The sequence below is a fragment of the Sphaerospermopsis torques-reginae ITEP-024 genome, assembly GCF_019598945.1.
In the GTDB taxonomy this organism is placed as follows: Bacteria; Cyanobacteriota; Cyanobacteriia; order Cyanobacteriales; family Nostocaceae; genus Sphaerospermopsis.
Window position 1 is genome coordinate 3,711,023 of sequence record NZ_CP080598.1, and the last position, 13,600, is coordinate 3,724,622.

Below are 13,600 nucleotides of genomic sequence, written 5' to 3' on the forward strand. Positions count from 1 at the left end.
CCCCCCGCTTGTATTCTTATATTTTACAAATGCTGAGAAATTTCTCTTATTTGTCTTGGATTTTATTATTGTTACTTGGCTTATATTCTTGCGGAAATCCATCTCCTACAAAACCAGAACCGGACAGTTCAGCTAACCAAAATCAAGATAGTAAGTTAACTTTTTTCGGTGTAGCTTTAGAGCAGTTTGATGAAGAAGGTAGACCTATTTGGAAAGTCCAAGCTCAACAAGCCAAGTATACCAAAGAAACAGAAATTGGTGAAGCCCAAAATCCCCAAGGTGAACTTTATCAAGATGGCAAAGTAGTTTACACCATTAAAGCCGAAACCGCCGATATTAAGCAAGATGGTAAACAACTGTTACTCAAAGGGAAAATTAGAGCTACAGATCCGCGTAATGGAGTAGTATTACAAGGTAATGAATTAGAATGGCGACCTGAAGAAGATTTATTGATTGTTCGTAATCAATTTAATGGTAATCATAAACAATTAAAAGCCACAGCACAGGAAGCAAGAGTAAAAACCCGTGAACAGCGAATAGAATTTTCGGGAAAAGTCGTTGCTACATCAGGTGATCCGCAATTACAAATGCGAACTGAGCGGTTAGTTTGGCTTCTTAAAGAAGAAAAATTAATTGGCGATCGCCCCATCGAAATTGACCGGTATGAAAATAATCAAATAACTGGACGTGGTAGAGGAAATGGTGCTCAAGTTAACTTGAAAACCAAAGTTGCCACTCTTGAACCCAAAGCCCAATTAAACTTGCTAGAACCACCTATGCAAATCATTAGTAATTCGATGACATGGAATATAAATGAAGAAATTGTCAAAGCAAATGCCCCTGTGAGTGTTGTTCATCAAGCTGAAAATGTCACTGTTACTGGTAATAAAGCCGAAATGAAAATACCAGAAAAAACAGTTTATTTAACAGGCAATGTAAATGCCGTGGGCAAAAAGAATCAATCTTTAAAATCAAATCAACTCACTTGGTATTTAGAGAAAAAATTATTAGAAGCACAGGGAAATGTAGTTTATCGTCAAGTTGAACCACCATTAAACTTTCAAGGTACAACAGCAGTCGGTAATCTGGAAACAGAAAATATTGTTGTTAAAGGCGGTAGTTCAGGTAACAGAGTGGTAACAGAAATTATACCCCAGTATTAAATTGGGGACTGGGGACTCTCACAGGGGTAGGTTTTTAATATTATCTGTTAAGGCAGGACCTGGAAGACAAGGAGGTATTGTAGACAAGGAAGATTTTATACAAAAAATGGTCTGTTGAGCGTCGGTTTTTGTGACCAATTGTACATTATTTGCACGGGTTTCCTCCCTTGTCCACTGTCCTTCCTTGTCCTCCAAGTCTTGCCCTCACGACAATGTAAAATACCTACCCTTGTGAAGACTGGGGACTGTGGACTGGGGAAGAAAAGATTTTTACCAATGCCCAATGCCCAATGCCCAATGACTAACCTCTATACAAAATTTCATTGCGGCTGGGTACACCTAATTTTGGTAAATAATTTTTAGGTGAATGGGGAGTCAGGACTGTAGGAACACCAGTATATACTTGTAATTGTTTCACCAGATGTTGTAAAAGCTGATCCTGTTCAGAGCGAAAACTGGGTACATTGTAACCGCGATTGATAATAGCAAACCAGACTAAACCGCGATCGCGTGTGGGTACAACTCCTGCTAAAGCACTAACATCACTGAGAGTTCCAGTTTTCATCACAGTGGCCGATGGCATACTTCTAAACTGCATTGTCCCACGATTATCAAAGCCAGAGGTAGGGAACAAATCAGCCAAGGTCAAATTATGGGCGGATGCTTCCCGTTGTAGTGCCATAAACATAGCACAGACGGCTCTAGGAGAAATCTTATTTTCTCTTCCTAAACCAGAACCATTAATTAATTGAATTTCTGACTGTGGAACCATAGCCAGTTGAGCAGCAGTAGATTTAACTACATTTGCCCCTCCCACTGATTGAGCTAACATCTCAGCTATATCATTATTACTGTAAACATTCATCTCTTTAATGAGTTGATGTAGGGGTAAAGAGAGATGACGTACCAGTAAAGTTTGTTTAGGGTTAGGCTGTGCTGTCACCAGCACCGTACCATTAATTACCACTTGGGGCTTAGGTGTTCCCTTGGGCATTCGGGAATATTGGTAAATCACAGAACGATTCCAACTTTTGTGATTTAAAGCTTGTTTGAGTAATTGACCGGCTGCGGTAGGATTAGTATAGAAATTCATGGCAAAATTGCCAGTAATTACCAAATTTCCCTTGACTTGCTTAATACCGATTTTATTGAGAGCATTACCAACAGCGATCGCCTCCTCTCCAACAAACATCGGATCACCACCAGCATTAATCACCAAATCACCATTTACTACCCCATTGACAATAGGACCTGTAGCACTAACCAAAGTTTCAAATTGATGGTTTGGTCCCAAACTTTTAAAAGTTGCTAATGAAGTGGCCACCTTAGTTAAAGATGCTGCGGGTAGAGGAATTGTACCTTGGTGATTAGCCATTAACATCGGACCCGACTGCAACCAAACTCCCTGTTGCTTGATCAGATTTTCCGTAACCAGCTTGGAAGTCATCAACTCCTTGAGATATTCCTGTACTGTCATAGCTCCGGCTGGGTTAGGATCAGGGGCAATGACAAAGCCAGGACTACTTTGCCAAACCAATGCTTCTAAAGCATTTACAGGTTGGATTTTAACTCCAGCCATATCGAGCCAAAGTGAAACCAAACCTGAACCTAATAATTCCAGCATATTTAATTCCTCTATCTTTGTTCAGATATCTAATAATTGTTTGCAGTGTTGGCATATTATGCCTTTTAATTCCACTTCTTACTATCTGGAAAACTTGCCACCAGGAAAACTCAATCATTAGTCATTAGTCATTAAACATCTCCGGTAATTAAATGTGCGTGGCTTGAAACCTTTAGACGTTCCGCCGGAACGTCTCTACATTCATTTTCGGAGAGGTCTATTAATCATTAGTTATTAGTTATTAGTTATTTTTAGCTAATCACCAATCACCAATCACCAATCACCAACCTACTTTCTTTCTGGATGGGCTGTTTCCTCTGGGGTAGGAATACCTAATTGGTTAATCGCTGCAATCATCTGATATAAACGCCCTAAATCTCTTTGATTGAAGTATAAAATAAGGCGGGGTAAATCCGATGTTTCATCTTGACCCTCTTGAGGTAATACCTGACTTTTTTCAATTCTGCCTTGGACAAGAATGTCACTAAAGTTAGCATTTAATTGTTCCACCAATTCATTGGATAACTCGTGTCTGAGACGAATCACCAACTGATCACCTACGTAGCGACTAGAGTGATAAACTTGGTAAAAACGGGTGATGGCATTGCAAGCAATCTCTAGATTATCTGTAACTGTGTACAGACTAGGATCTTCTGGACTGACAAGACCTTTTGCCACCAATTGCTCATCAATATATTTACTCCAAGAGTGCCAATAATCACCACCGGGAGGATCGATAAGAACCACAGGTACAGGACCAAATTTACCTGTTTGGCTAAGTGTCATACATTCAAAAGCTTCATCTTGAGTGCCAAACCCACCGGGAAACAAAGCCACAGCATCGCTTTCTTTGAGCAAAAAGAGTTTGCGGGTAAAGAAATATTTAAAGTGAATGAGCTTAGGATCACCTTCAATAAAAGGGTTAGCCTGTTGCTCAAAAGGTAACTGAATATTTAAACCAAAAGAATTGTCTCTTCCTGCACCTTCTTGACCAGCTTGCATGATCCCACCACCACCACCTGTCATCACCATAAATCCTAGTTGAGATACAGCGCGAGCAAATTGAACTGCCATTTGGTAATCAGGGGTTTGTGGTGCTAAACGAGCAGAACCAAAGATAGTAACTTTGCGAGTGTGTCGATAATCATAAAAGAGTTGGAAGCCTCTTTCCATATCTGCTAAAGCCGCAGATAGTATCTTCCAATCCAGACGATCAATTTCACTATCAGCTAAACGAACTATGGTAGCAAGTGCTTGCTGGATAAATTGCCGATGTTTTAAAGTCGGTAAACGATCTATTAATTCAGCAATATCAGCTTGGAGAGACTCTAGTATTTCAAAGGACTCTTTAGAGGTCATGAGAACTGCCACAACAATGGCATTATATTTTATGTGAACTACCTACGCTGCCGCAAGCGTAAACATTTCCCCAAAAGGGGTTTGTATAATTTAGGTGGTCATAGGGTCAAGATTTTTCCGGTTTCCCGAAAAATCATCAATTGCAAATTTTCTGGCTTGTTGTGTATAAAGTGTTCTAGAGACGCAAACTTTGCGCCTCTGAAACAAATTAACAAATATTCACCTAAAAGCAGACAAATGAATAAAATTTGTAGCCACTTTAGGTTTAAAGATGCTTTTCCAAAGTTTGAGATAATGTACTTTTAGGCACGGCACCGACAACCATATCCACTTTTTGTCCACCTTTGAAAATCATTAATGTGGGAATGCTGCGGATGCCATACTGACTGGCAACTTGAGGATTTTCATCAGTGTTAACTTTGACTACTTTGACTTGACCTTCATACTGACTGGCGATTTCCTCGACAACAGGAGCTACCATGCGACAAGGACCGCACCAGGGAGCCCAGAAGTCAACTAAAACGGGTACTTCGCTATCTAGCACTTCCTGCTTAAAACTAGAATCTGTAACTTGTGCTGCTGCTGACATTCCTAAAAACCTTTGCCTATTATATTTATGAGTTTAGTGAAAATTCTACCATAGCAAAAACATCAGCTTGGGAGTGAAGGATGTACATTTGCAAAGAAGCTATGGAATTTATGGATAATTATAAGGAACCGCCCGAACAGTAGTCCGGGCGGAGTGTGGTGTGAGGAGTGAACGGAAACATTTGTCTCCGCTATTTCTATTGTAGGCTACAGTTGGGATTTTTCCAGTGATTGTTTAGGTTTGCTGGGAAAAAATTTTTGTTGGAGGGAACAGGGAACAGGGAATAGAGAATAGGGAATAGGAAGTAACATATTATTCTTCCCAATCACCTATCACCAATCACCAATCACCAATCACCTATCACCTATTTATTTACCCATGCCCAACTGTTGGGCTTTTTGGTACACTTTGCCTTCTGTTAACAAGGAAGGAGCAATAACTACTTCAACTTGCTGCATTTCTTTGAGGTCTTTTGCTCCTAATGTACCCATGCTGGTTTTTAATGCGCCTAGTAGGTTGTGAGTACCATCATCTAATGCTGCTGGACCTCTGAGTATTTGTTCTAGAGTTCCAGTTGTACCTACACGAATACGAGTACCACGGGGCAGCACTGGGCTAGGAGTTGCCATTCCCCAATGATAACCCCGTCCTGGGGCTTCTGCGGCTCTAGCAAAGGGTGAACCAATCATTACGCCATCAGCACCGCAAGCAATACATTTACAAATGTCGCCACCGGTGATTAAACCACCATCGGCAATGACAGGTATATATTTGCCGGTTTCTTGATAAAAGTCATCTCTGGCAGCGGCACAGTCGGCAACTGCTGTGGCTTGGGGTATACCCACACCTAAAACTCCACGGGATGTACAAGCTGCACCGGGTCCAATACCTACTAATACTGCTGCTGCACCTGCTTTCATTAATTCTAAGGTGACTTCATAAGTAACACAGTTACCTAGTATCACAGGTATGGGCATAGACTGGCAAAATGCCACTAAATCCAGTGGTGTGATAGACTCTGGTGCAACATGGTCTGTAGAAACTACTGTAGCTTGGATAAAAAATAAATCAGCCCCAGCTTTAGCTACTACTTCACCATATTTGCTTGCTCCGACTGGTGTTGCACTAACTGCCGCAATACCGCCTTGTTGTTTAATTTCCTGAATACGTTTTTCAATGAGTTCGGGCTTGATCGGTTCGGCATAAAGTTCTTGCATCAGTCCCACAAATTCATCTTTGCCTACTGAAGCAATGCGATCTAATATCGGATTTGGGTCATCATATCGCGTTTGAATACCCTCTAGGTTAAGAACTCCTAAAGCTCCTAACTGGGATAGACGCACCGCCATACCAACATCTACTACACCATCCATTGCACTGGCAATAATCGGTATTTGTCGTTCAATATTACCAATTTTCCACTTTGTGTCCGCTAGACTCGGATCTAATGTTCTGTTACCGGGGACTAAAGCTATTTCGTCAATGCCGTAGGCTCGGCGAGCCATTTTTCCCCGCCCAAGTTGAATTTCCACTCTTTCACTTTTCTCAAATCTGTTTAAGCTAGGGTATCAAAATTATGGGAATATTGGGAGGGATTTTTTTAATTTACAGTGTAGGGTGTAGAGTGTGGGGGAGGACAATTAGTTCTTTATTCTTCTGAACTCCTGCCCCCTCCCTTCGTTAACGCCTTCTAGATTGGATTTTGTCAAAAATAGCACCGTCATCAAAAAATTTCTTCTGTACAGCATCCCAACCGCCTAAACTACTGACAGTATAAAGTTTGCTGATTTTGGGAAATCTGTTCTGTACTTCTTTGGCTACTGTGGGGTTAACTGGTCTAAAACCAACTTTGGCAAATTCTCTCTGGGCTTCTGGTGTATATAAAAATTTGACGAATGCTTCTGATACTTCACGAGTTCCGCGTTTATCTACGTTTTTATCAACTACTGCTACGGGTCCTTCTATGGATATATTCGTAGATGGTACTACGTAGGTTGTATCTGTTTTTCCTTGTTGTGCTGCTAAGATGACTTCGTTTTCATAGTTTATTAGTACATCACCTTGATTTTTTTTGAAAAAAGCGTCACTTGATTCTCTGGCATCTTTAGGTAATACTACTACATTTCTAAATACTTGTTGCACAAAGTTTAATGCCTGGTTTTCGTTGCCTCCGTTTTTTGTTATTGCACCCCACAAAGCTAGAAAATTCCACCTTGCACCACCGGAAGTTTTAGGATTTGCTGTGACTATTTTTACTCCTGGTTTAGCTAGGTCATTCCAGGTTTTGATGCCTTTGGGATTTCCAGGACGGGTTTCTAATGCTACTACTGAACGGGTAATTATTGAGTTGTTGGGTGCTTCTTTTTCCCAACCTGAATTGATTAAACCTGCTTTTTCAATCTTTTTTGTGTCTAGTCCTAGTGCTAATGCTACTACATCGGCTGGTAAACCATCAATAACGGCGCGGGTTTGCGATCCTGAACCTCCATAGCTTTCTCTGATGGTTACGTCTTGTCCTTTTTCTCGTTTCCATTTGGCTACAAATTGGGGAATGATTTTACTGTAAGCAGCTTTTGTGACTGCGTAGGATACTAGGGTAATTTCTACTTTCTTGGGCTTTTGACTGATGAGGTTGGGTTGATTTTTTGTCTGTGCAAATACAGGTAATACCGTATTTACACTTAATTCAAAGGTGATGAGTGCGGTTGTAGCTTTAATTACTGATTTGTTTGTCATGGGTGCTTTTCCTGGATTTGTGAATAAACTACGGTAATTCGATAGGTAATTAGTTGTTTGTTACAAAAACAGAGATTATCAGATGCGATCGCCAAAATCAAGACATAAAACACAAAAAATCTATCGGCAAATCGGTGTATTTGTTTTTAAAATGTTAAATAGTATATTAAATAAAAATAAGTTATAAAAAGATCCTGTATTATTGATGTCTCTCCACATCTGCTAAAATCCCCATATTCCCTATCGTAAAAGTCAAGTTTATATACAATTCAGATATTTAGGAGAAGACAATATGAGTTGGTGGCAACGTCCAAGGGTGCGTATAAATTCACTAAAAAGCTTTTTATCTCTGTTTTTGGTAGGCGTTTTGCTGAGTTCGGTACTTGCTGCTTGCGGAGGCGGTAATGAGAATAATTCCCAAACTCCCACGGCTACAGATTCTACAAAAAAAGATGTGGAAATTACCCTGGTGTCTTTTGCGGTGACAAAAGCAGCACATGAAGCGATTATCCCTAAGTTTGTGGAAAAATGGCAGAAGGAACATGGACAAAGGGTGACATTTAAACAAAGTTATGGCGGTTCAGGTTCACAAACACGGGCTGTAATTGATGGATTAGAAGCGGATATTGTTCATTTAGCTTTGGGTTTGGATACCCAAAAAATTGAAAAAGCGGGTTTAATTCAACCAGGATGGGAAAAAGAAGCTCCTAATAATGCGATTGTTTCTAAGTCTGTTGCTGCTTTGGTGACTCGTGAAGGAAATCCCAAAGGTATCAAAACTTGGGCAGATTTAGGTAAAGATGGCGTAAAATTTATCACTGCTGATCCAAAAACTTCAGGGGTAGCGCGTTGGAATTTCTTGGCTTTGTGGAACTCAGTAATTAAAACTGGTGGTGATGAGGCTAAAGCTACAGAGTTTGTCACCAAGGCTTACAATAATGTACCGATTTTAACTAGAGATGCACGTGAAGCTACAGATGCTTTTTTTAAACAGAGTCAAGGTGATGCGTTAATTAATTATGAAAATGAAATTGTCTTGGCACAGGAAAAGGGAGTGAAGGTTAATTATGTGATTCCTGATGTGAATATATCTATTGATAACCCGATTGCTGTTGTAGATAAGAATGTAGATAAACATGGTAATAGGGAAGTAGTAGAGGCGTTTGTGAAGTACCTATTTACTCCTGAAGCACAAATAGAATTTGCTAAAGTTGGTTTTCGTCCTGTAGATGAAACCGTAGCAAAATCAAAGGAATTTGCTGATAAATACCCCCCAGTTAAAAATTTGAGTACAGTTCAAGACTTAGGCGGTTGGGATACTGTACAGAAAAAGTTTTTTGATGATGGAGCGTTATTTGATCAAATTCAAGCTAAGAAAAAGTAGTTGGTAATTGGTGATTGGTAATTGTTAATTGTGAAAAAGTTTGAATTATGGCTGTATCTACGAATTTGGAAACTCGCAAAAAAGACCCTGTTGGGAAGGTTTTTTTAGATAAAATTATTCGTCTCCCCTGGACTTGGCGAATAACAATTTTATACCTTTTTTTTATGTTGTTTTTGCCTATTGTGGCCATGTTCCTCAAAGCAAGTACAGAACCACCTGCAAAATTTTGGGAAATTGCTACCAGTGAATTAGCATTGGCTACATATAATGTTACTTTTGTAACTTCTATGTTGGCGGCGGCTGTTAATGGTATATTTGGTACTTTGATTGCTTGGGTCTTGGTGCGGTACGATTTCCCTTTAAAGAGAATTTTTGATGCTACCGTAGATTTACCGTTTGCTTTGCCGACATCAGTAGCAGGTTTAACTTTAGCAACTGTGTATAGTGATAATGGTTGGATAGGTTCTTTACTGTCACCTTTAGGTATTAAAGTTTCTTTTACTCGTTTGGGTGTAGGTGTGGCAATGATATATATATCTTTGCCGTTTGTGGTGCGGACTGTACAACCTGTGCTGCAAGAGATGGAAAAGGAAATTGAAGAAGCGGCTTGGAGTTTGGGCGCTTCTCAGTGGACAACTTTTACAAAGGTAATTTTACCGCCTTTATTTCCCACAATTTTAACTGGTATTGCTTTGGGTTTTTCCCGTGCGGTGGGTGAGTATGGTTCGACGGTAATTATTGCTTCTAATACACCGTTTCAAGATTTAATTGCACCGGTGTTAATTTTCCAACGTTTGGAACAATATGATTATTCAGGTGCAACAGTAATAGGGGTTGTTTTATTGGCAATTTCTCTAGTTTTACTCTTAGCAATTAATTTATTACAAGCTTGGGCAAGAAGATATGACAACAGGTAAACCAAAGCAACAAGCACAACATCAAAAAAAGCAAAGTTGGGTTCCGGGGGTTTTAATTGGGATAGCGGTTGGTTATTTATTTTTAGTGCAGTATATCCCAACTCTTAATGTGTTTTACCAAGCTTTTAAAAAGGGAATAGGACCATTTTTTGAGAACCTAACCAGAATAGATTTTCTCCATGCTGCTTGGTTAACTTTATTATTAGCGGTGATTTCTATACCGATAAATACTGTATTTGGTTTGTGTGCTGCTTGGGCGATCGCACGTCATAAATTCCCTGGTCGTGCTATTGTTTTAAGTATCATTGATCTGCCTTTTTCTATCTCTCCAGTTGTGGCAGGTTTGATGATTGTTTTACTCTATGGTAGACAAGGTTGGTTTGGTGGTTTTTTACAATCTGCTGATATTCAAATTATCTTTGCTTTTCCAGGAATGGTGTTAGCGACGGCGTTTGTCAGTATGCCTTTTGTTGCTAGGGAAGTGATTCCGGTTTTGGAAGAGTTCGGAAAAGATCAGGAAGAAGCAGCAAAAACTTTAGGTGCTAATGAATGGCAAACTTTCTGGCGTGTGACTTTACCTAGTATTCGTTGGGGTTTACTCTATGGTTTGATTTTAACAAATGCTAGGGCTATGGGTGAGTTTGGGGCGGTTTCTGTTGTTTCTGGAAATATTGCGAGTAAGACTCAAAGTTTGCCTTTGTTTGTGGAGGATGCCTATAAACAATATGAAACGGAAGCGGCTTTTTCGGCGGCGGTTTTGTTGGCATTTTTGGCGGTGGTAACTTTGGTTATCAAGGAAATTTTGGAGAGGAAAACTCGTATTAAGGATGTGGAATAATTGGTGATTGGTGATTGGTGATTGGGTAAAATATAATCCGTACTCAGGATGTGGAATAATTCTTACTTTGCGTTCTTTGCGGTTCGTTAAATATTAAGTTTTTTTTGAACGAACCACGAAGACACGAAGGACACGAAGGGAAGAGGTTTGAGAGGGTTTTTGGGTGAGTGTTGTTAGTTGGTAAGTACGTTAGATTTATTTATGGTGATGGTTTTATTTTTTGGGGGTTTTTATGAGTGATAAAAATGTGTTGACAAGTCAAAGAATTAGGATGAGAATTACTAAGGAGTATCATCAAGAACCTGTTATTTCTCGTCTGGTTTCTGATTATGGTTTAACTATTAATATTAAGGCTGCTTTTTTAGGTCAGGATGCTATTAGTGATGGTTGGTTTGATTTAGATTTACAGGGAACTGAAACGCAAATTCAAAATGGGTTAAATTATTTGCAAGAGTTGAATTTGGAAGTTTGGGATGAAAATAGAATAGGTAATTGGTAATATTCAATATCCCCCCAACCCCCCTTAAAAAGGGGGGCTAATTTTTTAATTTCAGTTGTCTAACTAAGACACGCTGCTAGGTCTTTTTCTGGTGTGGTGATGAGTTGTAAATGATAGGTTTCTGATAGTAGTTTAACAACGTTTGCTGATAGGAAAGCGGGAAGGGTAGGACCTATGCGAATGTTTTGGATACCTAAATAAAGTAGGGTTAATAAAACGGCGATCGCTTTTTGTTCATACCATGATAATATCATTGATAATGGTAGTTCATTAACTCCTATTTCAAAGGCTTTTGCTAATTCTACGGCAATTTGAATTGCGGAATAAGCATCATTACATTGTCCTACATCTAATAATCTGGGAATACCACCAATATCACCTAATTGTTTATCAAAAAAGCGGAATTTTCCACAACCTAATGTTAAGACTATACAATCATTAGGAATTTGTTCTACTAATTCACTATAGTAGTTTCTTCCTGGTTTTGCACCATCACAACCACCTACTAAAAAGAAGTGTTTTATTTGTCCTGCTTTTACTGCATTAATGACTGTTTCTGCAACTCCTAAAACTGCATTTCTGGCAAAACCTGTAGTTACTGTTCCTCTATTTTCTTCATCTGTAAAACCTGGTAGTTCTAATGCTTTATTAATGATAGGTGTAACATCGAAAATACTCAAATGTTGTAACCCTGGATAACCAACGGGTCCTAATGTGAATACTTTATGTTTGTAGCTTTCATGGGGTGGTACAAGACAGTTTGTAGTCATGGCGATCGCACCAGGAAAATGTTCAAATTCATGGGTTTGATTTTGCCATGCTGTACCATAATGTCCATACAAATGGGGATATTTTGCTTTTAATTTGGGATAACCATGCGCTGGTAATAATTCCCCGTGGGTGTAAACTTTAATTTCTGTTCCTGCGGTTGCTTCTAAGATAGCTTTTAATGCTAATAAATCATGTCCAGAAACTAAAATTGCTTTACCTTTTGTATGTCCTAATTTTACAGGTGTGGGTGTAGGATGTCCAAAGGTTTCTGTATTTCCTGCGTCTAAAAGCTGCATTGCTTTGAGGTTCATTTCCCCAACTTTTAAAGCCAGGTTTAACCAATATTCTAAGGTTTTATTTTGGTCATCTAAATTAGCTAAAACTTCATGGCAGAATGTATATAAACCTTCATCGTGCTGATTTAATTCTAAGGCATGAAAAGCGTAAGCAGCAACACCTTTTAAACCATATAATACTGTAAGTTTAAGTGAGAAAATATCAACATTGTTTGCAGATTGACTGATAAATTCAAATTCTAAATCTTTGCCTTGTTGAATTTGATCTGTTAAACTAATAGCAGGTTGGAAAGTATTAATAGTTGATTCTACAACTTTATTACCCAATGCTTGAATTTTTAACTTGAGACTTTCACGAAGTGCGATCGCCCGATTTACAAAATTGATAAAATCAGAAGTTGTAAAATTCACATTGGTTAATGTGGAAAAAAGCATTTCACAGGTAAACTCATCGGTGTCACGAGTATTAATACTTAAAGATTTTGCTTGTAATGCTATTTGAGAAAGTCCACGCAAACAATGTACTAATAAATCTTGTAAAGCAGCAACTTCGGGACTTTTACCACACGCACCCCACTGATGACAGACATCTCCACGGGTGGTTTGTTCACATTGGTTACAGAACATAATTCGTTCCTCAACTCTTGATGCTTACAGTGTAGTGATTGCGATTGGGGATATCCTTGATTTAAGTCAAGTTTTTGGGTAAAGTTTGGTAAAGTTTTTTCAAGTATTCGGATTGATTTAACTCAGGATGGTAAGCAACTGATAATATTATTTGGTGGAGGGACAAAGAAAAATCAGCAATCTGATATTAATCGTGCTAAGGAATTGTACCAAGAGTACAAAAGGCGAAAAAAAGAAGTTAGGAAAACGCAAGACACTGAAAACGAGACAGGAGATAAGAGGTAGTTATTATGACACTTACTAGAGACTTTAAAGAAACTGTTAATGCAAGATTCCAAAAAGATCCTGAGTTTGTCATAGCTTTATTTGATGAAGCTATCTCTCTTTTCCTCAATGGTGAACCGGAAACAGCAAGACTAATTTTAAGAGATATTGTTAATGCAACCGTAGGTTTTGAACAGTTAGCAATTGAAACTTCTAAACCGAGTAAGAGTCTTCATCGAATGTTATCTGCAAAAGGTAATCCAACAATGGATAATCTAACTGCAATTTTTAATGTTTTAAGGAAAAATCTGAATGTTGATATTAATGTGCAAACAAGAGTTATTTCTTCCTGAATTTTTTCGTTAATTTCCTCTGTACATCATTAAATCTTGGACATCCTGATATGGATACATCACGCTTTGTTATCAGAGATTATCCTCACTATTATTACTATTTGCTGATTACTGATAGCTGACGGCTGAATACTGACAAATTAAATTGCTATAATCAAAGTATCAACATTAAAAATGAAC

At 38.7% G+C, this 13,600-nt stretch carries 11 protein-coding genes and 1 pseudogene; 6 read left to right on the forward strand and 6 right to left on the reverse strand.

Translation table 11 applies throughout. The annotated features are described in order from the left end of the window. Positions 1–29 precede the first annotated feature (29 nt). A complete protein-coding gene (gene lptC / locus K2F26_RS17265; protein ID WP_246605403.1) occupies positions 30–1,163 on the forward strand; it encodes an LPS export ABC transporter periplasmic protein LptC in 1,134 nt (377 codons plus the stop codon). 301 nt (positions 1,164–1,464) lie between these two features. Here lptC and K2F26_RS17270 read toward each other — a convergent pair whose 3' ends face one another. The 5 genes and pseudogenes from K2F26_RS17270 to K2F26_RS17290 all read right to left on the reverse strand — a co-directional run bounded on the left by K2F26_RS17270 (position 1,465) and on the right by K2F26_RS17290 (position 7,471). Beyond that, positions 1,465–2,787, reverse strand: coding sequence for a D-alanyl-D-alanine carboxypeptidase (locus tag K2F26_RS17270; RefSeq protein WP_220608779.1), 1,323 nt, complete (start codon positions 2,785–2,787; stop codon positions 1,465–1,467). Between the two features lie 288 nt (positions 2,788–3,075). Further along, a complete protein-coding gene (locus K2F26_RS17275; protein WP_220608780.1) occupies positions 3,076–4,146 on the reverse strand; it encodes an LOG family protein in 1,071 nt (356 codons plus the stop codon). Positions 4,147–4,411: 265 nt separating this feature from the next. Beyond that, positions 4,412–4,750 (reverse strand): annotated as a pseudogene (gene trxA / locus K2F26_RS17280) (thioredoxin); the annotation flags it as partial. Positions 4,751–5,103: 353 nt separating this feature from the next. After that, positions 5,104–6,267, reverse strand: coding sequence for a GuaB3 family IMP dehydrogenase-related protein (locus K2F26_RS17285; protein WP_220608782.1), 1,164 nt, complete (start codon positions 6,265–6,267; stop codon positions 5,104–5,106). 148 nt (positions 6,268–6,415) lie between these two features. Then, positions 6,416–7,471: a sulfate ABC transporter substrate-binding protein gene (locus K2F26_RS17290; protein ID WP_220608783.1), complete on the reverse strand. Its 1,056-nt coding sequence runs from the start codon at positions 7,469–7,471 to the stop codon at positions 6,416–6,418. 292 nt (positions 7,472–7,763) lie between these two features. On the opposite strand from K2F26_RS17290, the gene K2F26_RS17295 reads away from it, so the two are divergent. From K2F26_RS17295 to K2F26_RS17310, 4 genes are all read left to right on the forward strand, one after another. After that, positions 7,764–8,855 carry a sulfate ABC transporter substrate-binding protein gene (locus K2F26_RS17295; RefSeq protein WP_220608784.1) on the forward strand — a complete coding sequence of 364 codons (1,092 nt, stop codon included), beginning with the start codon at positions 7,764–7,766 and terminating at the stop codon, positions 8,853–8,855. Positions 8,856–8,902: 47 nt separating this feature from the next. Continuing rightward, the gene (gene cysT, locus K2F26_RS17300; protein ID WP_220608785.1) at positions 8,903–9,772 is read left to right on the forward strand and encodes a sulfate ABC transporter permease subunit CysT; all 870 of its coding nucleotides are present in this window, start codon (positions 8,903–8,905) and stop codon (positions 9,770–9,772) included. After that, entirely contained in the window at positions 9,759–10,610 is an 852-nt protein-coding gene (cysW, locus tag K2F26_RS17305; RefSeq protein ID WP_220608786.1) for a sulfate ABC transporter permease subunit CysW, read from the forward strand. Before cysT ends, cysW begins: the two co-directional genes overlap by 14 nt. A 232-nt stretch (positions 10,611–10,842) precedes the next feature. Further along, complete coding sequence (locus K2F26_RS17310) at positions 10,843–11,109, forward strand: NIL domain-containing protein (RefSeq protein ID WP_220608787.1); 267 nt, start codon at positions 10,843–10,845, stop codon at positions 11,107–11,109. A 59-nt stretch (positions 11,110–11,168) separates the two neighbouring features. Here the strand turns inward: K2F26_RS17310 and hcp are convergent, their stop codons facing one another. Continuing rightward, positions 11,169–12,803, reverse strand: a complete 1,635-nt coding sequence (hcp, locus tag K2F26_RS17315; RefSeq protein WP_220608788.1) for a hydroxylamine reductase — start codon at positions 12,801–12,803, stop codon at positions 11,169–11,171. Between the two features lie 290 nt (positions 12,804–13,093). On the opposite strand from hcp, the gene K2F26_RS17320 reads away from it, so the two are divergent. Continuing rightward, on the forward strand, positions 13,094–13,420 hold the full coding sequence (locus K2F26_RS17320; protein ID WP_220608789.1) for a helix-turn-helix domain-containing transcriptional regulator: 327 nt from the start codon (positions 13,094–13,096) through the stop codon (positions 13,418–13,420). Positions 13,421–13,600 lie beyond the last annotated feature (180 nt).

Coding starts and splice junctions, on each gene's coding strand:
- lptC (WP_246605403.1), top strand. CDS start 30: ATGCTGAGAAATTTCTCTTATTTGTCTTGGATTTTATTATTGTTACTT.
- K2F26_RS17270 (WP_220608779.1), bottom strand. CDS start 2,787: ATGCTGGAATTATTAGGTTCAGGTTTGGTTTCACTTTGGCTCGATATG.
- K2F26_RS17275 (WP_220608780.1), bottom strand. CDS start 4,146: ATGACCTCTAAAGAGTCCTTTGAAATACTAGAGTCTCTCCAAGCTGAT.
- K2F26_RS17290 (WP_220608783.1), bottom strand. CDS start 7,471: ATGACAAACAAATCAGTAATTAAAGCTACAACCGCACTCATCACCTTT.
- K2F26_RS17295 (WP_220608784.1), top strand. CDS start 7,764: ATGAGTTGGTGGCAACGTCCAAGGGTGCGTATAAATTCACTAAAAAGC.
- cysT (WP_220608785.1), top strand. CDS start 8,903: ATGGCTGTATCTACGAATTTGGAAACTCGCAAAAAAGACCCTGTTGGG.
- cysW (WP_220608786.1), top strand. CDS start 9,759: ATGACAACAGGTAAACCAAAGCAACAAGCACAACATCAAAAAAAGCAA.
- K2F26_RS17310 (WP_220608787.1), top strand. CDS start 10,843: ATGAGTGATAAAAATGTGTTGACAAGTCAAAGAATTAGGATGAGAATT.
- hcp (WP_220608788.1), bottom strand. CDS start 12,803: ATGTTCTGTAACCAATGTGAACAAACCACCCGTGGAGATGTCTGTCAT.
- K2F26_RS17320 (WP_220608789.1), top strand. CDS start 13,094: ATGACACTTACTAGAGACTTTAAAGAAACTGTTAATGCAAGATTCCAA.